Origin of the sequence: Kitasatospora papulosa (assembly GCF_000717245.1) — a bacterium.
GTDB lineage: Bacteria > Actinomycetota > Actinomycetes > Streptomycetales > Streptomycetaceae > Streptomyces > Streptomyces papulosus.
On record NZ_JNYQ01000001.1, the window covers coordinates 402413 to 426736 of the forward strand.

The 24324-nt window shown below is 73.1% G+C and carries 18 protein-coding genes; 5 read left to right on the plus strand and 13 right to left on the minus strand.

Translation table 11 applies throughout. The annotated features are described in order from the left end of the window. Positions 1–43: 43 nt before the first annotated feature. The 12 genes from IA22_RS0101705 to IA22_RS0101765 form a co-directional block, all read right to left on the minus strand. Positions 44–1447 (minus strand): PP2C family protein-serine/threonine phosphatase, encoded by a 1404-nt coding sequence (locus IA22_RS0101705; RefSeq protein WP_030122536.1) that lies wholly within the window; start codon positions 1445–1447, stop codon positions 44–46. A 2-nt stretch (positions 1448–1449) separates the two neighbouring features. After that, positions 1450–4182 (minus strand): serine/threonine-protein kinase, encoded by a 2733-nt coding sequence (locus tag IA22_RS0101710; RefSeq protein ID WP_081889734.1) that lies wholly within the window; start codon positions 4180–4182, stop codon positions 1450–1452. Continuing rightward, positions 4179–5516 carry a coiled-coil domain-containing protein gene (locus tag IA22_RS0101720; protein WP_014156239.1) on the minus strand — a complete coding sequence of 446 codons (1338 nt, stop codon included), beginning with the start codon at positions 5514–5516 and terminating at the stop codon, positions 4179–4181. The genes IA22_RS0101710 and IA22_RS0101720 overlap by 4 nt, the downstream gene beginning before the upstream one ends. A 47-nt stretch (positions 5517–5563) precedes the next feature. Beyond that, the gene (locus IA22_RS0101725; protein WP_030122538.1) at positions 5564–6598 is read right to left on the minus strand and encodes a glutamate ABC transporter substrate-binding protein; all 1035 of its coding nucleotides are present in this window, start codon (positions 6596–6598) and stop codon (positions 5564–5566) included. An 11-nt stretch (positions 6599–6609) separates the two neighbouring features. Continuing rightward, the gene (locus IA22_RS0101730; RefSeq protein ID WP_014156241.1) at positions 6610–7998 is read right to left on the minus strand and encodes a hypothetical protein; all 1389 of its coding nucleotides are present in this window, start codon (positions 7996–7998) and stop codon (positions 6610–6612) included. 306 nt (positions 7999–8304) lie between these two features. Then, on the minus strand, positions 8305–9273 hold the full coding sequence (locus IA22_RS0101735; protein ID WP_014156242.1) for an N-acetylglucosamine kinase: 969 nt from the start codon (positions 9271–9273) through the stop codon (positions 8305–8307). After that, positions 9264–10529, minus strand: a complete 1266-nt coding sequence (locus tag IA22_RS0101740; RefSeq protein WP_030122539.1) for a 6-phospho-beta-glucosidase — start codon at positions 10527–10529, stop codon at positions 9264–9266. Before IA22_RS0101740 ends, IA22_RS0101735 begins: the two co-directional genes overlap by 10 nt. A gap of 5 nt (positions 10530–10534) precedes the next feature. Further along, positions 10535–11437, minus strand: coding sequence for a carbohydrate ABC transporter permease (locus tag IA22_RS0101745; RefSeq protein WP_030122540.1), 903 nt, complete (start codon positions 11435–11437; stop codon positions 10535–10537). Between the two features lies 1 nt (position 11438). After that, positions 11439–12437 (minus strand): carbohydrate ABC transporter permease, encoded by a 999-nt coding sequence (locus IA22_RS0101750; protein WP_014156245.1) that lies wholly within the window; start codon positions 12435–12437, stop codon positions 11439–11441. A gap of 11 nt (positions 12438–12448) precedes the next feature. Further along, positions 12449–13789: an ABC transporter substrate-binding protein gene (locus IA22_RS0101755; protein ID WP_030122541.1), complete on the minus strand. Its 1341-nt coding sequence runs from the start codon at positions 13787–13789 to the stop codon at positions 12449–12451. A 133-nt stretch (positions 13790–13922) separates the two neighbouring features. Further along, positions 13923–15083: an ROK family transcriptional regulator gene (locus IA22_RS0101760; protein WP_030122542.1), complete on the minus strand. Its 1161-nt coding sequence runs from the start codon at positions 15081–15083 to the stop codon at positions 13923–13925. Between the two features lie 134 nt (positions 15084–15217). Beyond that, a complete protein-coding gene (locus tag IA22_RS0101765) occupies positions 15218–16279 on the minus strand; it encodes a mechanosensitive ion channel family protein (RefSeq protein WP_014156248.1) in 1062 nt (353 codons plus the stop codon). A 317-nt stretch (positions 16280–16596) separates the two neighbouring features. Here IA22_RS0101765 and IA22_RS0101770 point away from each other — a divergent pair, with 317 nt between their 5' ends. After that, a complete protein-coding gene (locus IA22_RS0101770) occupies positions 16597–17133 on the plus strand; it encodes an HNH endonuclease (protein ID WP_014156249.1) in 537 nt (178 codons plus the stop codon). On the opposite strand, the gene IA22_RS0101775 is transcribed toward IA22_RS0101770, so the two are convergent. Then, positions 17125–20166, minus strand: a complete 3042-nt coding sequence (locus tag IA22_RS0101775) for a glycoside hydrolase family 84 protein (protein ID WP_038271617.1) — start codon at positions 20164–20166, stop codon at positions 17125–17127. The genes IA22_RS0101770 and IA22_RS0101775 overlap by 9 nt on opposite strands. A 348-nt stretch (positions 20167–20514) precedes the next feature. Between IA22_RS0101775 and IA22_RS0101780 the strand changes: the two genes are divergently transcribed. The 4 genes from IA22_RS0101780 to IA22_RS0101795 all read left to right on the plus strand — a co-directional run bounded on the left by IA22_RS0101780 (position 20515) and on the right by IA22_RS0101795 (position 24265). Continuing rightward, the gene (locus IA22_RS0101780) at positions 20515–20847 is read left to right on the plus strand and encodes a hypothetical protein (protein ID WP_014156251.1); all 333 of its coding nucleotides are present in this window, start codon (positions 20515–20517) and stop codon (positions 20845–20847) included. Further along, entirely contained in the window at positions 20848–22995 is a 2148-nt protein-coding gene (gene malQ / locus IA22_RS0101785) for a 4-alpha-glucanotransferase (RefSeq protein WP_030122544.1), read from the plus strand. 20 nt (positions 22996–23015) lie between these two features. Continuing rightward, complete coding sequence (locus IA22_RS0101790) at positions 23016–23246, plus strand: hypothetical protein (RefSeq protein WP_432783174.1); 231 nt, start codon at positions 23016–23018, stop codon at positions 23244–23246. A 77-nt stretch (positions 23247–23323) separates the two neighbouring features. After that, a complete protein-coding gene (locus IA22_RS0101795; protein WP_030122546.1) occupies positions 23324–24265 on the plus strand; it encodes a LysR substrate-binding domain-containing protein in 942 nt (313 codons plus the stop codon). Positions 24266–24324: the final 59 nt, after the last annotated feature.

The window sequence follows — 24324 nt, forward strand, 5'->3', positions numbered from 1 at the left end:
GACGGGGCGGTCCGGGACCGCGGGCCGGCGGACCGGCCGCGGCTCAGGCGGATCCTGCCCCTGGCGCCGCCACGGTGAACGGCAGCAGCGCCACTGTTACGTTGTCGTGGCCCCCGCCGTCCAGCGCGTGACCGACCAGCACCTGAGCACCGTGCAGCGGCCGTTCGAACGCGTCGCCCGGGACGGCCGCGGCCATCTCCGCAGCGCCCTCCGCGTAGTTCCACAGGCCGTCGGTGCACACCACCACCAGACCGGACCGGTCCGGTTCGAACGACGCCGTGTGCGGCTCCAGTTCGTACGCGTCGGCGCCGAGCCACCCCGTGATGGCGTGGGCGCGCTCGTCGGCGTACGCCTCCGCCTCGTTCATCAGACCGGCCGCCACCATCTGCGCCGCCCAGGAGTCGTCCTCCGTGAGGCGGGCCGGCGGGTGGGTCCGGTCCTCGGGGACCCAGTAGACGCGGCTGTCGCCGACCCAGCCGATGACCAGCAGACCGCCCGCCACGACCGCGCCGACCACGGTGCAGGCCGGGGCGTTCTGATGGCGGTGCTGGTCGTGCTCCAGCGCCTGGCCCTCCTCCTGGGCGAGCGAGTTGACGGCCTCGGAGGCCGCCACGATCGCCTCGTGCATGGCCTGCTGCGGGTGGGTCCCGCGGGGCAGCGACTCCAGCAGCGACTCGTTGGCCGCGCTCGCCGCCGCGGCCGACGCCTCGTCCGGGCGGCTCGCCGACGAGACGCCGTCGCACACGATGGCGACGACGGCGGGGGAGCCGTCCGGCAGGGCGGTCGACGACACCGCGAACGCGTCCTCGTTGCGGTGGTGGCGCAGACCGCGGTCGCTGACCGCCGCGACCGCATCGAGCTCCTGCTCCATGTGGTCGCGTTCACGGGGCTGGGCGTGCCCGCAGTTCTCGCAGTACCCGTCGGTGTCCACCTGACCCGAGCGGCAGGCCACGCAGACCTTCGCACCGGCCACGGAGCCGCCGGCCGTCGCGTGTTCCGCGGCACGGGGATCGGGCGCGGCCAGTTCGAAGTCGCCCGAGGAGCCGCCCGGCCCACCGGGAGCGGAGGCCGCCCGGGCGTCCGGATCCCCGGGGCCGCGAGCCGCCTGGGCATCGGGTCCGTCGAAGCGGACCGCCGCACCCTCCGCGAGGGGCAGCGGCCTCCCGCCCGAGTCCACGCCCGGCAGATCGGCCGGACGGTGCGTCGGCGCCGGAAGGTCGGAGCTGTCCGCCTCGGAGGCACGCGGCCACTCCACCTGCCCGGCGGCGACCGGCGTGCCGACACCCTGCGCCGGCACGGTGATGGCGACCGTCGGACGGTCAACGGGAGGCGCGGGCACGGCCGAGAGGTCGTACCCGCACGCACCGCAGAAGCGGTCGCCCGGCTCCAGCGGTTCCTCGCAGCTGGGGCACCCCGGCAAGGAGGCCTGCTGGTGGCTCTGTGACATCTTCACACCCAGGTCCGGGGGCGGAGGCGGTTGGCCCGCTCCACCAGTTCGATCCTCTCGTCGCCCCGCTGCGCGAGCCGGGCGAGCATCCGGTACGAGCGTTCGAGACCTGACCTGAGGCCCCGCTCGTCCAGCTCGCTGCCCAGTACCGTCCCCGGCCCCGCCGCTGCGGGGGAGGACGGAGCCGCCGGCTGAGCCGTGGGACTACCGGAGAGTACCCAGTCAAGTGCCGTACCCAGTACCTCGGTCGACAACCGTTCGCGTCTCACCGCGTCCAGGCCGTAGCCCTTCAGCGCGGTCACCTGGTCCGCGGCGGCCGACAGGTCGTCGATCAGCGGCTCCTGCGGCGCACGTCCGCGGAGTCTCGCACGCACCGCGGCCACCCGGGCCGCCGTGTAGTGGATCGACGACTCCGGCACCGACTCGAGGGTGCGCACCGCCGCCGCCCGGTCCCCGGCGGCGATCTGCACCCGGGCCAGGCCGAACGCCGAACTGACGAAGCTCGGATCCGTCGCCCACACCAGGTGGTAGTACTCCGCCGCGTTGTCCAGCTGTCCCAGCACCTCCGCGCACACCCCCAGCGCGAGCTTCGGCGCGGGCTCGCCCGGGAAGGCGTCGTAGACCGCGTCGAAGGACAGCGCGGCGTTCTCGTTGTCACCGGTCACCAGCGAGGTGACACCCCGGTACCAGACGACCCGCCAGTCGTCCGGATGCTGCGCCTCCACCGCCGTCAACGCCCGCACGGCGGAGTCGGGTTCGCGCAGCTCCAGGCGGGCCCGCAGTTCCCGCAGCCGGGTCTCGAGCGAGGCGGCGGGCACCGAGTGCAGTGCGGAGATCAGCTCCGCGGGTGCCGAGGCCATCACTCCGGCGAGGAACCCCGCGTTGGGGTCGTTCGGGTCGACCCGGGGGACCGGCAGGGCCAGCGACGTCCCCCGCGCGTCGAACGCGGCGAGCCGGGGACCCGCGCCGGCGAGGACGGACGGCGGGGCGACGGCGGCCGGGACCGCGGGGCGGGGCGCGGGGACGGACGCCCGGTGCGGGACCTGGGCCACCGCGCCGCCCGCGTACCCGCCACCGGCGCTGCCCCGGACATGGGTGTCGGGCGCGTGCAGCGGAGCGGCACCCACCGCCTGCGGGACGGCGACGGGAGGAGCGGGCGTCCCGGTCGGCGCCGGGGCGGGGAGGGCGGCCGCCGGTACGGCCGCCGCGCCGCGCCGCCCGAAGCGCCCCCTGCGGCCCGGCGGATCCTCCCGGACGCCGAGCCGCGACACCTCCTCGGTCAGCTCCGCGAACAACTCCGTGTCCGTCACGCGCATCTCCACCCCGAACAGGGTCGAGAGCGCCGGGCGCGGACGCCCCGTCTGCAGGGCGATCACCTCCCGCAGCACACCCGTCAGCTGCTCCGCCATCTCCGCGGCCGAGGAGAACCGGCGGGCCGGGTCCGGATCGGTGGCGCGCACGAGGAGCCGGTAGAACGACTCGTACCTCCGGAACACCTCGATGTTGTCCGGATCGGGCAGGGAGTCCGCGAAGACGTTCGTGTACCCCTGGAAGTCGAAGGTCAGCACCGCGAGCGTCCGCGCGACCGTGTAGAGGTCCGAGGCCACCGACGGGCCGGCCTCGGCCACCTCGGGTGCCTGGTAGCCGACGGTGCCGTAGATGGCCGACTCGTCGTCGTCCATCCGGCGCACCGCGCCCATGTCGATGAGCTTGAGCTGGTCCTCGGTCTGGATCGCGTTGTCGACCTTGAAGTCGCAGTACAGCAGGTTGCGGCTGTGCAGGTGGCCGAGCGCCTCCAGCGCCTCGATCCCGTACGCGCAGGCCTGCTCCACGGGCAGCGGGTCCCGCCTCCCGGCCGGTGTGCGGAGCTCGTTGGCGATCTCCTTGAGCGACTTCCCGCCGACGTACTCCATCACTATGTAGCCGTCCAGCGACCCCGTGCGCGCGTCGAGGTGCTCCACGAAGTTGTAGATGCGGACGATGTTGGAGTGCTCGATCTCCGCGAGGAAGCGCCGCTCGGAGATGGCCGCGGCCATGGCGTCCTGGTCCCCGGTGTCCAGCAGGCCCTTGAGGACGACCCAGCGGTCGGAGACCGCCCTGTCCACGGCCAGATAGACCCAGCCGAGCCCGCCGTGTGCCAGGCAGCCCGCCACCTCGTACTGCCCGTGCACGACGTCACCGCCGCGCAGCTTGGGCACGAAGGAATAGGGGTGACCGCACTTGGTGCAGAACCCCTCGGTACGGCCCGGCCGTTCGCCGCGGGCACGGCCCACCGGCGCCCCGCAGTCGGAGCGCGAGCAGAACCGCTTCCGCTCGGGGACCTCCGGATTCTCCATCACCGCGGTGCGCGGGTCGGGCCGCGGCACGTCGGGGACGAGCACCAGGCCCGCGCCCAGCCGGCCGCGCCCGGATGCGGAGCCCGTCGAGGTGCCCGAGGAGCGCACCGAGACCGAGCGGGACGTGGGGCTCCCCGACAACGAGCGCGAGAGCCTCCCCGACACCGAGCGCCGGGAGGTCGACGAGCGGGACGAGGAACGCGCGGACGCCCGCGACCCCGTCCGCTGCGAGGCGCTGTCGCCGCCCCGGCCGCCGGCCGCGATGCCGGTGGGCGGCGAACTCACCAGGCCCGTCGGCGACACGACCGGGGCGAGGCCGCAGGTGTCGCAGTACAGCTCCCCGCCGCCCATGTCCTCGTAGGCGCCCTCACAGGTGGGGCGCTGGCACTCCGTACTCATGATGTCTCCCCCTGTCCGTCGTGCCCGCCCGGACCGCGCGGTGTCAGCTGATCCGTGGCGGCGCGCTGGTAGCGCAGCACCGCCTGCTCGGCGACCCGCAGATCGCACGGCGCGCTCCACAGCATCCGCCGGGCCGCGTCGTAACGCTCGACGAGGAGCGGGTCCTCCGCCAGACCGTGCCGGACCACCTTCGCCCGGTACGCGTCCAGCCTGCCGCGCAGCTCCGCCCGGACCGCGAGCGGCTCGGTGACGGACGTCAGCGACTCGCGGGCGCGCAGCAGTTCGTCCTCCGCCTCCCGCTCCAGCGATTCCAGCAGCGGCGACAGCCGGTTCCACTGCGCGTGCCTGCGGTACGCCGACGCCGTCGCGAGCCGCTCCTGCAGCACGGTGGGGGGCCCGCTGACCGCGGGCACCTCGGAGGCGGCGATCTTCGCCAGCACCTCGCCGCGCGCCAGCCGGGCTTCCGCCAGCGTGCGGTTCGCGCGCGACAGCAGGTCACGCACCTGGACCAGACGCTGTTCGGCGTCCTGCCGGACCGCCAGCACCGCCTCGATCTCCCGGCGCACGTCCTCCAGGGCGCGCGCCGCGCGGTCGTAGCGCGTGGTGTCGGGCCGGCCTCCGCCGGGCGCGGCACTGCCGGGGCCCGGCACCCAGAACGCCAGCGGGTCGGAGATCACCTGCTCCCGCAGCGCGGTCAGCTCCTCGGCGATCGACTCCAGGTCGTCGCCGGCCGGATGCTCCCCGGGCCGCACCCCGACGGAGTGCGCCAGCGAGCCGGTGCGGCGCAGCTCGGCGGCGAGCAGATCGATCCGGGCGGGCAGCGCCGACCACACGGAGTCCGACGCGAGGACCATGTCCAGCGCCTGGGCGTACAGCTCGTTCATCCGGGCGACCAGTTCCTCCAGCGTGAACCGCTCGGAGAGCCGGGCCGGACCGGTGAGCGAGGCGCTCGGACCGGCCACCGCCTGGTGCGCCACGGTCACACCGTCGCCCCGCAGCAGGTCGGTCAGGGCCACCAGGTCGCTCCTGCCGGGGTAGCGCCGCCTGGCCCGGATCTCACGGGCCGAGGCCAGCGTCCCGGCGTAGGTGTCGAAGTACTGCCAGAGCAGCGTGATCGACCGCTTGGTGGGCCCCCAGCGCTCCTTGGTCACACCGGACAGGGTGGCGCCCTCCAGGAGCCGGCGGCCGGCGTGTTCCTCCAGGGCGAGGAGCGAGGTCTCGATGGCCTCGTGCTCCGCACCGAGCCGGGCCAGCGTACGGTCCGCCTCGTCCCGGCCCATGACCGGGCCGGGTGGCCTCCCCGCGAAGCTGGGGAAGGAACCCGCGACGCCCATCGATCACCTCTCCGCTCGTTCCGCCGGACCCGGGGGCCCGCGCGGGGTCAGTTGCTCCGGTACCTGGGCGCCGGAGGGCCCGGGATCCCGGGCAGTCCCGTCGCCAGCCACGTCCGGTACGACGTCATCCAGGGGCTGTCGGCACCGCCCCGGCGGTAATCCTCCAGCACGTGGTTGACCCTGGCCACCAGGTCGTCCGCGCCGAGCTTCGCGGCGACGCCGTAGTACTCCGTCGTGAACGGCTTGTCGCCCTTGAGTTCCACGGCAGGGTCCTGGGCCGCCTGGCCGGCCGCCAGCGCGTTGTCCGTGACGATCGCGTCGACCTCGCCGAGCTGCAGGCGCACCAGGCAGTCCAGTTGGTTGGGGACGGTCAGCAGGTCCTCGTCCTGCCCGGTGCCGTCGTGCTCGTCCTCGTAGACGGCGCCGAAGGACTTCTCCTTCAGCGCGTCGTACGCCGTCGAACCCTCCGCCGTGCAGACCCGCTTGCCCTTCAGCGATTCGTTGTAGCCGTCGATCGTGGACGCCTTGGGCGCCAGGACCTGCTGGCCGGCCTGGAAGTAGGCCGTGGAGAAGGCCACCTGGCCGATGCGCCTGCAGTTGATCGTCATCGTGCGGACGACGACGTCGACCTTGTCGTTCTCCAGCGCCGCGATGCGCTGGTTGGTGGGGATGGCGCGGAAGATCACCGCGTCGCGGTCGCCGAGGATGTCCTCCGCGATCGCGTGCACGAGATCTATGTCGAAGCCTTCGAGCGTGCGGCTCTCCGGATTGCGGTAGCCCCACTGGAAGCTGTTCTGGTCGACGCCCGCTATCAGCTTGCCGCGCTTCCTGATCTTCTGGATGTTCGGGCCGTCCGCGTCCCGCGCGGGCAGGCTCGCCTCCGGGTCCTCGCACTCCTCCGCCACGGTGGGCACCGTCGAGGCGGAGGAGTGGCCGGCGCTCTGCCCGCCGAACGTCCCGTCGCCGTGCGCCAGCGGCAGCAGGGTGAGCGAGGCGGTGACGGCGCAGGCGACCGCCATGCCCGTCACTCCGCCCCAGCCGCGCAGCCCGCCGCGTGTGCCCCGGCCCTTCGCCCTGGTCATCGCTCGTCCCCTCACCGGTACTCCGAGAGCCTGCGGTTGACGCCGACGATCACGGCCACGGCGCCCAGTACGGCGAGGGCGGCCGCTCCGAAGGGCAGCCCGCCCAGCGCCCCGCGCCCGTCCTGTGCCGCCGTGTCGAACTCGTCCTGTTCGTGGGCGAGGGCCCGCTCCAGCGCGTCGTCGACCCGCTCGAAGGACTCACCCGTGGAACCCTCGGGGCCGATGACCTGCTGCAGCGCACTGTCGTAGTCGCCCCGGTCGTCCGTCGTCCGGGCCTTCCTGTGGCGGTCCTGCCACGTCGACACACCGTCGATCGCGTCCTTCACCGGCTTGCTCCCACGGGCGTCGTCGGCGAGCTCCCGCGCCTCTTCGAGCTGTGCGCCGAGCTCCTTCATGCCCGTGCCGTAGTCGGTCTCGTACTGGTCCCTGGTGCCGTCCGGGGTGAGCACGGCGCCCCGGGCGACCAGCGTGAGGTTCTCGTTGGCCCGTGCCTTCAGGGAGTTGATCCGGGCCTTGTTGAGGACGTCCAGCGACTCCTGTCCGTGCGCCATCGCGCCCCGCAGCTCGGCCCTGGCCACCGTGTGTCCCACGGCCAGCCAGAGCAGGACCACCGTGGCCGCGGCCGTCGCGGCGAGCAGCCCGTGGTTGAAGACGCGGTTCGTCCTGCGGTAGTTGCGCCGCTGCATCCACACCAGCGCGCCCAGCGCGACGATCCCGGCCCCCAGGGAGAGGAAGGGGAACCGCCGCGCGTCGGCCGAGTCGGTGGCCAGCCGGCCGGTCTCCGCCGTGTACAACCGCTCGGCCGCGGGCAGGAGTTCACCGGTCATCTTCTGGTTGGCGTACCGGAGGTAGGCGCCTCCGAGCGGCAGGCCCTGCCGGTTGTTGGCCCGCGCACGCTCGACCAGGCCGGTGTACACGGGCAGCAGCCGGCTCAGCGTCGTGATCTCCTTGTGCGAAGCCGTGGCGGGGTCGGTGCTCGCCGCCGCGTCGACCAGCAGCCGGGAGGCCTCCTCGATGTCCGCGTCGTACCGTGCGAGCACCTCGGAGGGCTCCTGCGCACCCGCGAGGAAGCCGCTCGCCGCCATCGTGTCCGCGTCGGCCAGCGACCGGTAGATGCTCGCGGCGTCCGCGCTCAGCGGCTGGCTCCGGGTCACCACGTCGTCGGCGGACGAGGCCCTCGCCGCGATCTCCAGATAGGTGACGGCCCCGAACACCACGACCAGCAGGGCCAGTACGGCACCGTAGATCTGCAGCCTGCCCGGTTCGGTCGTCGCCGCGGCGCGCAGCCGCGCGGCGGCCTCGGCGCCGACGCCACGGCGCTGCGCCGGTACGGTCACGGGCGCGGACGGCCGGCCCGGGCCGGGCTCCCGCGGCGCGGTCCCGCTCGGCGGGTATGTCACTTGACCTCCCCCTCGGTCACTGACGACGGCCCGGGCCCCCCGGCCGATCGGAGGACGACTGGTCCTGGCCAGAAGTATGACCCCCGGCGCCGCCCTCCATCCACCAGGAGCGCCCGGATCACGCGTCGTTGCCCGTATTCGACCAGGACGAGCGCAGGCGATCAAGGCGTTTCGGCCCCGTGCGTCGGCTCCCCCGCGCCCCGGCCTCCCCTCCGTGAACACGTCCGGGAGACCGCACCGGTTCCCCCACCGCGCGAAGGGGCGCCCCGTGCGGCACGGCCACGGGGCGCCCTTCACCACGGGACCTCAGGCGTACTGCGCCCGTAGCCTGTCGTGGGCCTCCCGGGCGGCACCGGTGTGGTCCAGACCCAGCAGCGCGGCACCCAGGACCGGCGGAGCCGACACCACCCGGACCACCGCCTTCGGGGCGCGTACGGAGAGGAGTTCGGCGATCCGGTCGTCCAGCGCCGGATGGCGGGCCGCCAGCACACTGCCGCCCAGCACCACCGGCGTCTCCTCCTCCAGCAGACCGAGCCGGGTCAGCGCGACCGAGATCATGGCCACGACCTCGTCCCCCTGCCGCTCGACCAGGCCACGGGCGATCCGGTCGCCCGCAGCGCCGGTGGCGAACAGCACCGGGGTCAGCTCGTGCCGGCGCCCGAACGGGATGTGTCCCAGGTGCAGGGCCTCGATCAGCGCGTACACCGAGTCGAGCCCGAAGTGCCCCGGCAGGGTCCGGGCCAGCTCGGTCGGCTCACCGCGCCCGTCCTCGGCCCTCGCCGCGAACCACATCGCCTCCTCGGCGAGCCCCGAACCGCCGCCCCAGTCACCGGACATGCGGCCGATCGCGGGAAAGCGGGCGGTGGCGCCGTCCGGCCTCATCCCGACGCAGTTGATCCCCGCGCCGCACACCACGGCCACCCCGCGGGGCTCGTCCACCCCCGCGCGCAGTATCGCGAAGGTGTCGTTGCGCACCTCCACCGTCCGGCCCCAGCCGCGGGCCACCAGTGCCCCGGCCAGTTCCCGCTCCTCGACGGGGAGATCGGCGTTGGCGAGGCAGGCCGACACATGCTCGACGCCCACCACTCCGGCCTGCGCGAACGCGGCGAGCACGGCCGTCCCCAGCGCGTCCACGGCCACGTCGACCCCGACGACCGGCGGCTGGAACCCGCCCCCGCGCGCGTGGCCGAGGACCGTTCCGTCGGCGCCGATCACGGCCACGTCGGTCTTGCTGTTGCCCGCGTCGATCGCGAGCACATGTGCGGTCAGGCCCACGCCAGGTGCTCCCGGTTGTGCGCGATCAGCTTGTCGGTGAGCGCCTCGGCGAACTCGAACTGGCCGACCAGGGGGTGGGCCAGCAGCGCCTTGAACACCCGGTCACGGCCGCCGCGCAGCGCGGCGTCCAGGGCCAGGTCCTCGTAGGCGGTGACGTGCCCGATCAGCCCGGCGTACAGCGGGTCCAGCGCGGGGACGGCGAGAGGGGCGGCGCCCGTACCGTCGACCCGGGCCTGGACCTCGATCACCGCGTCGTCCGGCAGGAACGGCAGCGTCCCCCTGTTGGAGGTGTTGACCACCTGCACCGCCGAACCGCCCCCGCCGAGCAGCGCGGACGCCAGGTCCACGGCGGCCTCCGAGTAGAAGGCCCCGCCCCGCTTGCCGAGCAGCGCGGGCTTCTCGTCCAGGGCCGGGTCGCCGTACATCTCCAGGAGTTCCTTCTCCATCGCGGCGACCTCGGCGGCACGGGACGGCTTCGTGCCGAGCTCCCTCACCACCTCGTCGTGTGCGTAGAAGTACCGCAGGTAGTACGAGGGGACGACGCCGAGCCGGTCCACGAGCTGCCGGGGCATGCGCAGGTCGCCGGCGATCGCGTCGCCGTGCTCCGCGAGCAGCTTCGGCAGGACGTCCTCGCCGTCCGGACCGCCCAGCCGGACCCCGAGCTCCCACGTCAGGTGGTTCAGCCCGACGTGGTCGAGGTGCACCTCACCCGGCGTCACGTCGAGCAGAGCGGCGAACTTGCGCTGGAAGCCGATGGCCACGTTGCACAGTCCGACCGCCTTGTGCCCGGCCTGGAGCAGCGCCCGGGTGACGATCCCGACGGGGTTGGTGAAGTCGATGATCCACGCGTCGGGGTTGGTGCGGCGGACCCGTTCGGCGATGTCGAGGACGACCGGCACCGTGCGCAGCGCCTTGGCCAGCCCGCCCGCCCCGGTGGTCTCCTGACCGACGCAGCCGCATTCGAGCGGCCAGGTCTCGTCCTGGTTGCGCGCGGCCTGCCCGCCGACACGGAGCTGGAGCAGCACCGCGTCCGCGCCGGCCACCCCGGTGTCCAGGTCGGAGGTGGTGACGATCTTCCCCGGGTGGCCCTGCCTGGCGAAGATCCGCCGCGCCAGGCCGCCGACCAGCTCCAGCCGGTCGGCCGCCGGGTCGACGAGCACGAGCTCCTCCACCGGCAGGGTGTCCCGCAGCCGCGCGAAACCGTCGATCAGTTCGGGGGTGTAGGTGGACCCGCCACCAACTACTGCGAGCTTCATGGTTCTCAGCCCTTTACTCCGGTGAGGGTGACGCCTTCTACGAAGGCCTTCTGTGCGAAGAAGAAAACGATGACGACCGGCGCCATGACGAGCAGGGTCGCGGCCATCGTCAGGTTCCAGTTGACCGCGTGGGCGCTCTTGAAGGATTCCAGGCCGTAACTCAGGGGCCAGGCGCCCGGATTCTGCGCGGCATAGATCTGCGGCCCGAAGTAGTCGTTCCAGCAGTAGAAGAACTGGAAGAGCGCCACGGCCGCGATCCCCGGCTTGGCCATCGGGACGACGATCCTGAGCAGGGTGCGGAACTCGCCGCAGCCGTCGACCTTCGCCGACTCGACGTACTCCTGCGGAATGGTCAGCAGGAACTGCCGCAGCAGGAAGATCGAGTAGGCGTCGCCGAACGCCATCGGGATGATCAGCGGCCAGAGCGAGCCCGACAGGTGGAACTGCTGCGCCCACACCAGGTACATCGGGATGATGACGACCTGCGGCGGCAGCATCATCGTGGAGATGACCAGGATCATCGCGGTGCGCCGGCCACGGAAGCGGAACTTGGCCAGCGCGTAGGCGACCGGCACCGACGAGCACACGGTGAACACGGTGCCCAGCAGCGCGTACATCAGCGAGTTGCGCCACCAGCCGAGGAATCCGGGTGTGTGGAAGACCGTGGAGTAGTTCGACCAGTTCCAGGAGCCGGGCCACAGGTCGCCGCTCATCGCCTGTTCGTCGCTCATCACGGACGTGAGGAACACGAACACGAACGGCAGGACGAAGAACAGGGCGAGCGCGACGGCCACGGAGTGGACCGCGATCCAGTGGAGGATCCGCCCACGGCGGTGCCCGGCCGTGCCGGGGCCGTTCGGACGGCTCCGCACGGCGGTGTCCGGCCTGTTCAGGGTGGTGGTGGTCATGTCAGTCCTCCGCCGGGATGAGGCCGACGCTCTTGCGCATCAGCAGAAGGGTCACGGCCATGGCGATGGCGAAGAGCACGAGGGACAGGACGCACGCGGCGCCGGTGTTGAAGTTCTGGAAGCCCAGCGAGTACACGAGCTGCGGAACCGTCAGGGTGGAGTGGTCCGGATATCCGGGCTGGATCACCGTGCCGGGGCCGATGGAGACGCCCGAGGCGAGCTTCCCCGCGACGAGGGCCTGCGTGTAGTACTGCATCGTCTGCACCACTCCGGTGACGACGGCGAACAGCACGATCGGGGTGATGGCGGGCCAGGTGACGTAGCGGAACTTCGCCCAGGCACCCGCGCCGTCCAGGTCGGCGGCCTCGTACTGCTCCTTGGGCACGTCCAGCAGCGAGGCCATGAAGATGACCATCAGGTCGCCGATGCCCCACAGGGAGAGCAGGACCAGCGAGGGCTTCGACCAGTTCGGGTCGTTGAACCAGTTCGGGCCGTGCAGGCCGATCCACGACAGCATCTCGTTGACCGGCCCGGTGGACGGGTTCAGGAGGAAGACGAAGGCGACCGTCGCCGCGACGGGCGGGGCCAGGTACGGGATGTAGAAGGCCGTGCGGAAGAGTCCCACGCCCGTCTTGATCTTCGTGATCAGCAGGCCGATCCCGAGGCCGAAGACGACGCGCAGCGCGACCATCACGACGACCAGCCACAGCGTGTTCCACAGGGCCGGGCCGAACAGCGGCATCTGCTCCAGTACGTACCGCCAGTTCCGCAGCCCCACGAAGGTGGGCGCCTTGATCTGGTTGTAGTGCATGAACGAGAAGTAGACGGTCGCGACCAGCGGGTATCCGAAGAAGACCGAGAACCCGACGATCCAGGGCGAGAGGAACCCCAGGTTGCGCAGCCGCTCACGGTTCCGCTTGCGCCGCAGGGGCGAGTCGCGGGGGGCCGGATCGGTCGCCCGTCCGGCGGACTTCGCCGGGGTGGAGAGGGACAGTGCCATGACGCGGCTCCTCAGTTTTCCGACTGGACGTTGTCGGCGTCGATCTGTTCGTCGAGGTCCTCCAGGGCGCGGTGCAGGTCCTTCGTCCTGCCTGCCTCGACGGACTGCGAGAAGTCACCGAACGAGTTGATGTACTGACCGCCGTTGTTCGAGGGCGGAACGGCCTGGCTGTGCGGGTTCCGCGCGATCTCGATGAAGGCGCGGAACGCCGGGTCCGCGTCCAGGTCGGGGGACTTCAGCGCCTCGAAGGTGGACGGCACGTTGTGGATCGCGTTGGCGAAGCGGACGACCGGCTCGGTGTCGATCGTCAGGTACTTCACCAGCTCCCAGGCCGCGTTCTGATGCCGGCTGCTGTGCGCGATACCGGCCACGGTGCCCGTCAGATAGCCGCGCCCGTAGGTGTCCGCCTGGTCGTCGGGGACCGGCAGCGGGGCGACCGCCCAGTCGAAGTCCGCCTTCGCCTCGTCCAGCATCAGCCCGCGCCACTCACCGTCCAGGTGCATGGCGAGCCTGCCGGTCAGGAAGCCGTTCTGGGACGACATCTCGTCGCCGAAACGGGCGCGGAGCCTCTCCATGGCCGCGTAGCCGCCCTGCGCGTCGGAGAGATCGCGCATGGTGGTGAAGAAGTCCTCGGTCTTCGGCTCGTCGGCGAGCTTCGCCTTGCCCTCGGCGTCGAAGTACTCCGGTCCCCACTGGGCGAACATCCGGTCGGGGGAGTTCTGGTAGAGCTGGAAGTTCGGCATGAAGCCGGCACGCTTCAGCGAGCCGTCCTTGTTCCTCTGCGTCAGCTTCACCGCGTCGGCCTTCATCTCCGACATGGTGCGCGGGGGCCGGGTGATCCCCGCCGCCTCGAAGGCGTCCTTGTTGTAGTACATGCCGAACGCGTCGGCGAGGAGAGGCGTCGCGCACTGGACGCCCTCGTACCGCGTGTAGTCCAGCAGGGTCTTCGGGAAGACCTTCGTCTTGTCGATCCCGCTCTTCCTCATGAAGGGGTCGAGGTCCACCCACATGCCGGACGAGCAGTACTGCCCGACGTTGTTGGTGGTGAAGGACGTGACGACGTCGGGTGCGTCGCCGCCGCCCGCACGCAGCGCCTGGTTGATCGTCTCGTCGCTGACGTTGCCGGTGGAGACGACGTCGATGTTCGGGTGGAGCTTCTCGAAGCGGGCGATGTTCTCGTCGATCGCCTCGACCTCGCCGGGCGCCGACCAGCCGTGCCAGAACTTCAGCGTGACGGGCTTCGTGGGGTCGTCGGTGTTGCTGCCGTTACTCGGATTGGCGCAGCCGGACAGCAGCAGCGCGGCTGCGCCGAGCGCCAGGGGCACGCGGGTACGAAAGCGCCATAGCGCCATAGCGGACTTCCTTTGCGGCGGGATCGTTGCGTCGGGATTGCGCGGGGGACGCGGCACCGGGGGAGGGGCCGTCGGGGTATGGGGGTGCCGTACAGGCCACCGGTCACGGGTGGCGAGGTGCGGTGGTGGCGGGTCAGGCGGTGTCGAAGACGCTGTCGCGCGCCTGGGCGAGGGCCGTCCGCAGCGCGCCGGTCAGGATCGGGTCCCCCTCGATGTCGCTGATGCGGAGCAGCGGCCGGGGCAGGGCGAGACCGGTCATCTCGGCCTCGACCCGCTCGCGGAGTTCCTCCCCGCCCTCCTGGGCCACCCGGCCGGAGAGGACCACCAGTTCGGGGTCGACCACGGCGACCACGGACGCCAGACCGGTGGCCAGCCTGCGGGCGACCTCGGCGCGCACGGCCTCGTCGGCGAGGGCCTCGGCCAGCGGCCGGCCCCCGGCCAGGTCGCGTACAGCGGGGCAGGAGACCTGGCTCTGGAAGCCGCCCCCCGCGTCGGGGCCCGCCCAGTCGGCCGCGCCGCCGCGGGCGAGCGGGGCGCCGGGCAACGGCATGTAGCCGATCTCCCCGGCGCCGCCCGTGGCGCCGCGCAGGAGCGTGCCGCCCAGCACGATCGCGGCGCCCACGCCCTCGTCGAGATAGGCGAGGACGAAGTGGTCGTGGTCCTGGGCCGCGCCCTCGTACTGCTCGGCGACGGCCGCGAGGTTCACGTCGTTCTCGATGACCACGGGCCGTCCGACCACCTCGGCGAGGTCGGCGAGCAGGGTGCGGGAGTGCCAGCCGGGCAGATGGGGCGCGTACCGCAGCTGACCGGTGTGCGGGTCGATCGCGCCGGGTGTGCCGATCACCACGGCGTCCAGGTCGTCGTGGCCGAGACCGGTCGGACGCAGGGCGCCGTCCACGGCCTCGGCGACGAGCTGGGCTGTGCGGTGACGCACGTCCTCGGCGACGGCGTCCGCCTCGACACGGCAGGAGCCGACCACGGTGCCGGTGACGTCCGCGACGACGGCGTCTATCCCGGTCGGGCCGACGGAGAGCGCGGCGACGTGGGCGGCGGCCGGATCGATCTCGTAGAGCACGGCGTTCGGCCCGGGCCGACCGCCCTGGCTGCCCGTCGACCGGACCAGGCCGGCGTCCTCCAGCCTCGCCAGCAGCTGGGACGCGGTGGGCTTGGACAGGCCGGTCAGCTCACCGATGCGGGTGCGGGTGAGGGGCCCCTGGGCGACCAGCAGATCGAGCGCCGCCCGGTCGTTCATGGCCCGCAGCACGCGAGGGGTACCCGGTGTCGTTCCGGCCATGAGCGCCGCACCCGCTTTCTGTTAGGAAACTTTACTGTCGATGGGAGGACGGTAGGGCGACGTGCCGGACCCGTCAATGGGAAGCGCCCCCGAGGCAACCAAAGCGTTACCTCGGGGGCGCTGTGCGCCTGTGCTCACTTCGACAGGTTGGGCGGTGCTATCGGCGTGGCCGCGAGCGACTGCGGGGAGGTCGCCGAGGCGTACGCGGACGGGGCCGCCATGGACGCCGTCGGGTCGGCGGTGGCGGCGTCCGGCTGCGCGGGAACCACGCCGATCATCCGGATCCCGGCCGCGTCCAGGGCCTGCTTGACGCGCCAGCGCAGCTCGCGCTCGACGCCCAGGGACTTGCCCGGCATGGTCTTCGCCGTGACCCGCACGGTCATCGAGTCGAGCAGCACCGCGTCCAGCCCCAGGACCTCCACCGGGCCCCACAGCCGCTCCGACCAGGGCTCTTCCTTGGTCATGGTCTCGCCGGCCTCGGCGATCGCCTTGCGGACCAGGTCGAGGTCCTCCACCGGGCGGACCGTGACGTCGACGCCCGCGGTGGACCAGCCCTGGCTGAGGTTGCCGATCCGCTTCACCTCACCGTTGCGGACGTACCAGATCTCACCGTTGTCGCCGCGCAGCTTGGTGACCCGCAGGCCCACCTCGATGACCTCGCCGGAGGCGACACCCGCGTCGATCGAGTCCCCGACGCCGTACTGGTCCTCCAGGATCATGAAGACGCCGGAGAGGAAGTCGGTGACGAGGTTGCGCGCGCCGAAGCCCAGCGCCACACCCGCGACCCCCGCGGAGGCCAGCAGAGGCGCCAGATTGATCTGGAAGGCGCCCAGGATCATCAGGGCCGCGGTCCCCAGGATCAGGAACGACGTGACCGAGCGGAGCACGGACCCGATCGCCTCGGAACGCTGGCGGCGGCGTTCCGCGTTGACCAGCAGGCCGCCGAGGGCCGTGCCCTCCACCGCCTGGGCACTGCGGTTCATCCGGTCGATGAGGTTGGTCAGGGCACGCCGGATCAGATAGCGCAGCACGATCGCGATGGCCGCGATGAGAAGGATGCGCAGACCGGTGTTCAGCCAGGTGGACCAGTTCTCCTCGACCCAGCCTGCGGCGTTCCCGGCCCGCTCGGCGGCTTCGTCCAGCGAGCCCGCGGCCCCGGGGGACGGGGCCGCGGCCAGGAGGGCGTACAGGGACACGGCGGGGACCTCCAGATGGGGCGACAGCAGATCGACAACACTAACGAAGCAGGGGGCGTGGTTCGTTGCCGCAGGCGGGGGAGAGACACGTCTCACCCGGGCACACGAGGCGTGCGGACGATCGTCCGGCGGTGCCGGACGCCCTGCCGGAGCGCCTGTCACGAGGTCGCGGGGCCGCCCGGGAGGCGGGCACGTGAGGAAAATCCCCCCGGCCCGTTACCCGCACGTGGTGGCGCTCGGACCAGGCATGAGGAGAGACTGAGATCGGATCGTCCCGGCGCGAGCCACGCGTCGCCGGCGTACAAGGAGGCATCCACGTGCCGCACGTCCTGGTTCTCAACGCTTCGTACGAGCCGCTCGGCGTCGTACCCCTGCGCCGCGCACTCGTCCTCGTCCTCGAGAACAAGGCCATTTGCCTCGAGGAGTCCGGCGCCTTCATGCACAGTGCGAGCCGCGCGGTACCGGCGCCCAGCGTCGTCCGCCTCAAGCGGTTCGTGAGGGTCCCCTACCGGGGGCCCGTTCCCCTCACACGCCGGGCGCTCTTCGCGAGGGACGGCGGCCGCTGCATGTACTGCGGGGCCGCCGCGACCAGCGTCGACCACGTCATCCCGCGCAGCCGGGGCGGGCAGCACGCCTGGGACAACGTCGTGGCGGCCTGCCGCCGCTGCAACCACGTCAAGGCGGACCGCCACCTGCCCGAGCTGGGCTGGCGGCTGCGCCACCAGCCGGCGCCGCCCAGCGGGCTCGCGTGGCGGATCATCGGGACGGGGCACCGCGACCCGCGCTGGCTGCCCTATCTGCAGCCGTTCGGAGCGGACGACGTGATGGCCCGGATCGACGGCGTGTCAGCCTGAGGACCGGGCCTTCGGTGTCTCCGGGGCCCCGGGACGCGCGTCCGTGCCCTCCGCCTCCACGGCGTACGCCTCGACCGACCAGAGCGAGTAGCCGTACTCCGTGGCCCGTCCGTCGCCCTGGACCCGGATGAAGCGGGTGTCCTTCGCGTCCATCCGTACGCTCTCGCGCCCGCCCCCGCCGTCCCGGACGGTCGCCGCCGTGCGCCAGGTGCGGCCGTCCGGCGAGACCTGCACGCGGTAACGGGAGGCGTAGGCGTCCTGCCACCGCAGCACGACCTGGCCCAGCCGGACCGGGGCGGGCAGCTCGGCCTGCCACCAGGCGCCGTCCTCGGCCGGTGAGGACCAGCGGGTCTCCGGATCGCCGTCGGAGGCCGCCGAGGCCGGGAAGTCCGGGGTCTCGTCGCCCGAGGAGGACGCCGTGGCCGTCCGCACCAGATCGGGGCCCGCCGTGCGGGGGAAGGCCCGCACGGTCAGCGTGCTCTCCTCACCCTCGAAGCGCAGCGGCACCTCGTACTCACCGGCCGGCGTGTCGGCCGGGACGGTGATGTCCACGGGGACGTCGGTGCGCGAGCCGCCCGTCACCGTCGTCTGCTCCGGGACCTTCACCTCGATGCCCTTGGGGGCCTTCGCGGTGAGCCTGCCCTTCACCTCGCCGGGGCGCCCGCCCGCCAGCCGCGCCTCGACCCGCTGCGTACCGCCGCCGATCACCGCGTCCGTCCTGTCGCGGGCGAGGGCGAGACGGGCGGCCGGCTCGTCCTCGAACCAGGGGACGAGCGCCCGCACCTCCGGGGCCCCGTCCGAGGGCGGACGCGTGCCCGCGACCCCCGGTGCCGGGGGGCCGACCAGGGCCGGGCGGGCGGACGGCACGGCGACCCGCAGCGCGTCCGCCCGCAGCCCCTTCGCCGCCGTCTGCGTCCAGCCCGCCGCCGACAGGGGGCCCAGACCGCGCCAGCCCTCGCCGGGGACATGGACCTCCAGGACGGCGCCCGCGGCTTCGTCACCGGGCCGGGTCAGGGTGGTGACGGCCTCCAGCGGGCGCGCGCGGTCCAGGCGCAGCGTGTAGCCGTGCGCGTCACGGCTCGTCGTGCCCGTGTCGCGGTCGGTGCCGTTCCACGCGTCCGCCTCCGCGACGACCCGCTTCAGGAACGGATCCAGGACACCCTTGCCCACCGTCGCCGTGCTCGCCGCGATCTTCTCGCGCAGCGGTTCGAGCGCCAGCTGGGCCTTCCAGGCCGCCGCCCCGTCGCCACGCTCCTGCGCCAGCAGCAGGTCGACGGCGAGCTCGCCCGCCCTGCCGTACCGGGCCAGCTGTCCGCTCCACGGCCGCACCTCGTCCTGCAGCCGGCCGTCCGCCGGGGTGCTCAGCCGCTCAGGAGCCTGCCGCATCACGCCGAACGCGGCCCGCAGCTCACGCGCCGCCTTGTCGCGGGCGGCCCGGTCCGAGGAGTGCGCGGCCGGACGCGTCGCCCAGAACGCGGACAGCAGGGGCCGGAGGTACGCGGACTCGTCGCCGCCCAGCAGCGAGGTGGCACTGTTGCCCGCCAGCGCCTCCAGGGCGGCCCGTGCGGTGGCGTCGCCGCCCGCCAGGTCCTCGATCGCCGCCTGCCAGGACTCCTGCGGCCGGTAGCCCTTCGGGTTCCAGGCGAAGTCGGCGGCCGTGAACAGCGGGATGCGGGACGCCGACGGCTGCTCCATGGCGTTGGAGAGCAGCGCCGCGGACCCTCCGGCCACGGCGGGGTCCCGCCCGGTGTACGGGCCGAGGAAGATCCGGTCCTGCGCGTAGTCGTTCACCGGGTAGTTGTCCATGGTGACCAGGGGGCGGCGGAAGGCCGCCCGCGCGCCCGCCAGCTCCCGTCCGGTGATCGTCCTCGGCACCACCCCGACGCCGGTCCAGGCGACCTGCACCCGTTCGTCCAGCGCGGCGGCGAGCGCCGTGCGGTAGTCGGTGGCGCCGTCCTGGTAGAACTCGGTCGGCATCACCGACACCGGCTCCGCGTCCGGGTGCCGGTCCGCGAGGTGCCGGGCGACCGCGCTCGCGACCCGGGCCTGCGCCCTGGCCGCCGCCTCGGGCCCGCTGCCGAACGTCTCCGCGTCCTCGTCGCAGTGCCACTCGCTGTAGCTGACGTTCTGGAACTGCAGCTGGAAGGCCCGCACCCCCAGGGCCCACATCGCGTCGATCTTCCGGTTCAGGGCCCGCACGTCCGCGTCGGAGGCCATGCACATGGCCTGCCCGGGGGAGACGGCCCAGCCCAGCGTCACGTGCTCGGCCCGTGCCTTCGCCGCCAGCGCACGGAAGTCCGCACGCTCGTCGGCCGGGTACGGATCGCGCCAGCGGGTCTGCCGGTAGGGATCGTCACCGGCCGCGTAGAGGTAGCGGTTCTGCTTCGTGCGGCCCATGAAACCGAGCTGCGCGAGCCGCTCCTCGCGGGTCCACGGCTGACCGTAGAAGCCCTCGGTCGTACCGCGTACGGCGGTACCCGGCCAGTCGCGGACCACGGCCCCGGCGACGGTCCCGTCCTTCACGAGCTGACGCAGGGTCTGGACGCCGTGGAACAGGCCGTCCTCGCCGACGCCGTCCAGGGCGATCACGGGACGGCCACCGGTCTCGCCCACGGCCAGGCGGTATCCCCCGGACGGCAGATCGGCGCGTTCCGGTGCGCGCAGGGCCCGCAGGGCGAGGCCGGCGTCGGTGCCGCCGAGCCGGATCACCGGCCCCCCGCCGGGCAGGGCGTCGTGCACCGTGCGTACGCCGGAGTCGCGCAGGAGCCCCCTGAGCGCGTCCACCGCGTACGGATCGGCCTCCGGGGCGGGGAGGAGGGTGACCTCCGTCCCCAGGGTGACGGCCCGCCCCGACGCCTCGACGGACTGCGGACGGGGCCAGACCGCGGGCATCCCGGTGTCACCGGTACGGTCCGCCGCCGTCGCGGCGGGGGTGACGGGGGCCGCGACGGCGGCCGGCCCGAACGGGCCGAGCAGCCCGCCGATCACGGCGACGGCGACGGCCGTCGCGTGTCTCCTGCGCCCGAGCTGCACGCCGTACCCCTTCGTCCTGGCCCGGGTCCGTCGTCCGGACCGGGCCCCGATCCGAGCGGGACCGTGCCCCGGCATTGACGTCCGAGCCCACCACTCGCGCGAGGGAGTGTCAATGCGCGTGGCCGTTTCACCCGATATGCCGGATGTGCTGCGGGGTGTGGCGCGTGGGCGTTCGGGGAAGAGTCGCCGAGTGGCCGAAAACCACGCATACCCGGCGAGTACGGGAACGTGGTGTGACCCACGGCACGTTGGGCTCGTTAGTCATAACGCCTGTGTCACGTCCACGCCTGCACCCGCCCTCGCTGGGTAGGCCTGCTGTGTCCTGTTGTCCACGGCCAGGAGGCCAACGTGCCCGCATCCGCGCAGCTTCTGCTCTCCGCCCTCTCCAAACAGGTACCGAGCCCCATGGACCCCGATCCGCTGGCAGGCAAGACGTCCCCCGACTTCACCGCCCCTCCGATGATCAGCGAGCTGCCGCTCGCCGACGTGTCCCACCTGACCGGCGAGCCCGCGTTCGCCGACAGCGCCCCGCTCATCAGTGAGCCCCCGCTCACCAGCGAGCCTCCGCTCGCCGACGCCACACCCCTCACGAGCGAGCCACCGCTCGCCGCCGTCGCCCCTCTGACCAGCGAGCCGACAGCACCCGGCACCGCGGGAGGCATGGAGTCCCCAGGAGTCTGAATGGGCTTGTCCCGGCTCGCCGCACTGCACGGCGTCGCCACCTCCTTCTCTCCGTCCGCGGACGTCACGGTGTCCGTCCCCGACGACACGGTCACGGCCGTGCTCGCCGCGCTGGGCGTCGACGCCGACACGCCCGCCGACGTACGGAGATCGCTCGCCGCAGCCGAATCGGCGGCGGCTTCCCGACTGCTCCCGCCGACGGTGGTGGCCTGGTCGGGGGAGCCGCTGCCGGCCGCGCTCGCCGCACTGCCGGCCGGCGCGCTCCTCACGGTCGACCCCGAGCCGGGCACCACCGGCGCACCCCGGCCCCTGCGTATGCGGGTCCTGCCCGCCCCCGCACCCGTCGAGAACGCGCCGAAGACGCCCACCTGGTGGACCGAACCGCCCCTGGGCGTCCACCGGCTGACCGTCCGCACCCCGGACCACCGCCACCTCACCGCCACGCTCGTCGTCGCTCCGGACCGCGTACCCCAGCCGCCCCCGCGCACGCACGGATTCCTCGTCCAGCTCTACTCGATGCTCTCTGCCCGCTCCTGGGGCATGGGCGACCTCGCGGACCTGGCCGACCTCGCCGCATGGGCGGGGCGGACCCTCGGCAGCGGATTCGTCCAGGTCAACCCGCTGCACGCCGCCGTGCCCGGCCGGCCCACCGACCCGTCCCCGTACCGGCCCTCCTCGCGCCGCTTCCCCGACCCCGTGCATCTGCACATCGAGTCGATCCCCGAGTACGGCCACGTCGGCGAGCCCGGCAGGGCGGCCCTGGACGACCTGCGCCAGGAAGCCGCGGCGCTGCGCGAGGCCGTGCTGAACAAGGGCGCGCTGATCGACCGTGACGCCGTCTGGGCGCTCAAGAAGCAGGCCCTGGAGATCGTCCACGAGGTCCCCCTGACCCCCGGTCGCCGTGCCGCCTACTGCGACTTCCTGGCCGCGCAGGGGCAGGCCCTGGAGGACCACGCCCTGTGGTGCGCCCTGGCCGAGGTGCACGGCCCGCAGTGGCGCGCCTGGCCCGCAGGGCTTCGCGACCCCCGCTCCCCGCAGAGCGCCCGGGCCCGCACCGAACTGCTCGACAGGGTCGACTTCCACTGCCGGCTCGCCTGGCTCACGGACACCCAGCTCGCCACCGCCCAGAGCGCCGCCCGGGAGTCCGGGATGCCCGTCGGGATCGTCCACGACCTCGCCGTCGGCGTACACCCCGACGGCGCCGACACCTGGGCGCAGCAGGACGCCTTCGCCCGGGGCATGTCCGTCGGCGCGCCCCCCGACGCCTTCAACGCCCACGGCCAGGACTGGGGACTTCCCCCCTGGCGGCCGGACGCCCTCGCGGCGTCCGGGTACGCCCCCTACCGCGACCTCCTGCGGGGCCTCCTCGCCCACGCCGGCGCGCTGCGCATCGACCACGTCATGGGCCTCTTCCGGCTCTGGTGGGTCCCCGAGGGGCGCCCGCCCACCGAGGGTGCCTACGTCGCCCAGGACGCCGAGGCGATGCTCGCCGTCCTCGTCCTGGAGGCGCACCGGGCGGGTGCCGTCGTCGTAGGGGAGGACCTCGGCACCGTCGAGCCCGGCGTGCGCGAGGCGCTGGCCCGGCGCGGGGTGCTCGGCACCTCCGTGCTCTGGTTCGAGCGCGACTGGGCGGGGAGCGGGCGCCCGCTGGCCCCCGGGGCCTGGCGCCAGGGCTGTGTGGCCACGGCGACCACCCACGACCTGCCCTCCACCGCCGCGCGGCTGACGGGTGAACACGTGACGCTCCGCCACCGGCTCGGGCTGCTGACCCACCCTCTGGAGCGGGAGCTGGCCGAGGACGCGGCCGACACCGCCGAATGGCTCGCCTACCTGGCCCGGCTCCGGCTGCTGCCCGAGGGCGAGGGGGACGAGGAGGCGGCCGTCCGCGCGGTCCACCGCTTCCTGCGGAGCACCCCGGCCCTGATGTCCGGCGTCTGGCTCCCGGACGCCGTGGGGGACCGCCGCCCGCAGAACCTGCCCGGGACCTGGGACCAGTACCCCAACTGGCGCCTGCCCGTCGCCGACGCGGAAGGCCATCCCGTCACCCTGGAGGAGATCACGGCCTCACCCCGGCTGCACCGGCTGATGGCCGTCCTGACGGACGGTCCGGAGTCCCGTACGGCACCCCCGGACGCGCGCCCCTCGTAGGCGTTCGCTACGTTTGCACCGTGGACAAGAAGAACGCTATGCGCGCCGGCGCCGTCGCGGCCGGTACGACGCTGATGATGCTGCTGATGTCGTCCCCGGCGCTCGCGCTCACCCGCGACGACGGTGACGACCCGGGCCCGGGGCTGAACGTGCTGGAGACCCTCGGTCTCTACGTCGCGCTGCCGATCGTCCTCTTCCTGGTGATCGCGGGCCTCGTGATGGTCCTCGACAAGTCCAAGAAGCAGGCCTAGGGATTCTCCCGGGTGCGCCGCCGGTACTCCGTACCGCGCGGCGCACCGGCATGTCCGGACCCGGGTAGGTTGCGGGCATGACCGAGTGGGACGTCAAGAAGCTCCGCATCCTGCGCACCCTGCGGGACCGGGGCACCGTCACCGCCACCGCCGAAGCCCTCCGCATGACGCCGTCCGCCGTCTCCCAGCAGCTCACCAATCTCGCCGGCCAGCTCGGGGTGCGACTGCTGGAGGCACAGGGCCGCCGTGTGCGGCTCACCGACGCCGCACACCTCGTGCTGCGGCACGCCGAGGCGGTCTTCGCCCAGTTGGAGAGGGCAGACGCCGAACTCGCCGGGTATCTGCGGGGCGAGGCGGGCCAGGTGCGCGTCGGCGCCTTCTCGACCGCCGTGCCCGCCCTCGTGGTGCCCGCCGTGCGGCTGCTGGGGGCCGAAGGGCGTCCCGGGCCGCAGGTGCGCGTACGGGAGGCGGAGGCGGCCCAGGCCTTCGAGCTGCTGTCGGCCGGCGAGGTGGACCTGGCGCTCTCCCTGGCGGCCCACGCCCCGACGGTCCGGGACCCCCGCTTCACCCTGCTGCCGTTGCTCGCGGACCCGTTGGACGTGGCGCTGCCCGCCGGACACCGCCTCGCCGGGGCGCCGGCCCTGCGGCTGGCCGACCTGTCGCGGGAGCCCTGGATCTTCGGCGGGTCGGGCCCCTGGTCGGAGATCACGACCGCCGCGTGCGAGGCCGCGGGCTTCGTCCCCGAACAGGCCCACAGCGCCGCAGGCTGGACGGCGATCCTCGCCATGGTGCGGGCGTCCATGGGGGTCGCGCTGGTCCCCCGGATGGTCTCGTCGTCCGACCGGCCGCACCACGGTGTGGCGATGCGGGTCCTGGAGTCGGACCGGCCCTGTCGGCATGTGGTGGCGGCCGTCCGCCAGGGCGCCGAACGCGGCCCGGCGGTCGCCCGGGTGCTGGACGCGCTGGAACGGGCGGCAGCGGATTCCGCCGGGCGGTCCGCTGTTGTTAAACAGAACTGAAAGGACCGTACGAAAACTTTCGATGGACCTGATGGTAGGCGCGGCGGCACAGTGGCCCC

Excerpts from the sequence above, each read along its gene's own strand:
- IA22_RS0101705 (WP_030122536.1), bottom strand. The coding sequence starts at position 1,447 with ATGTCACAGAGCCACCAGCAGGCCTCCTTGCCGGGGTGCCCCAGCTGC.
- IA22_RS0101710 (WP_081889734.1), bottom strand. The coding sequence starts at position 4,182 with ATGAGTACGGAGTGCCAGCGCCCCACCTGTGAGGGCGCCTACGAGGAC.
- IA22_RS0101720 (WP_014156239.1), bottom strand. The coding sequence starts at position 5,516 with ATGGGCGTCGCGGGTTCCTTCCCCAGCTTCGCGGGGAGGCCACCCGGC.
- IA22_RS0101725 (WP_030122538.1), bottom strand. The coding sequence starts at position 6,598 with ATGACCAGGGCGAAGGGCCGGGGCACACGCGGCGGGCTGCGCGGCTGG.
- IA22_RS0101740 (WP_030122539.1), bottom strand. The coding sequence starts at position 10,529 with ATGAAGCTCGCAGTAGTTGGTGGCGGGTCCACCTACACCCCCGAACTG.
- IA22_RS0101745 (WP_030122540.1), bottom strand. The coding sequence starts at position 11,437 with ATGACCACCACCACCCTGAACAGGCCGGACACCGCCGTGCGGAGCCGT.
- IA22_RS0101750 (WP_014156245.1), bottom strand. The coding sequence starts at position 12,437 with ATGGCACTGTCCCTCTCCACCCCGGCGAAGTCCGCCGGACGGGCGACC.
- IA22_RS0101755 (WP_030122541.1), bottom strand. The coding sequence starts at position 13,789 with ATGGCGCTATGGCGCTTTCGTACCCGCGTGCCCCTGGCGCTCGGCGCA.
- IA22_RS0101760 (WP_030122542.1), bottom strand. The coding sequence starts at position 15,083 with ATGGCCGGAACGACACCGGGTACCCCTCGCGTGCTGCGGGCCATGAAC.
- malQ (WP_030122544.1), top strand. The coding sequence starts at position 20,848 with ATGGGCTTGTCCCGGCTCGCCGCACTGCACGGCGTCGCCACCTCCTTC.
- IA22_RS0101795 (WP_030122546.1), top strand. The coding sequence starts at position 23,324 with ATGACCGAGTGGGACGTCAAGAAGCTCCGCATCCTGCGCACCCTGCGG.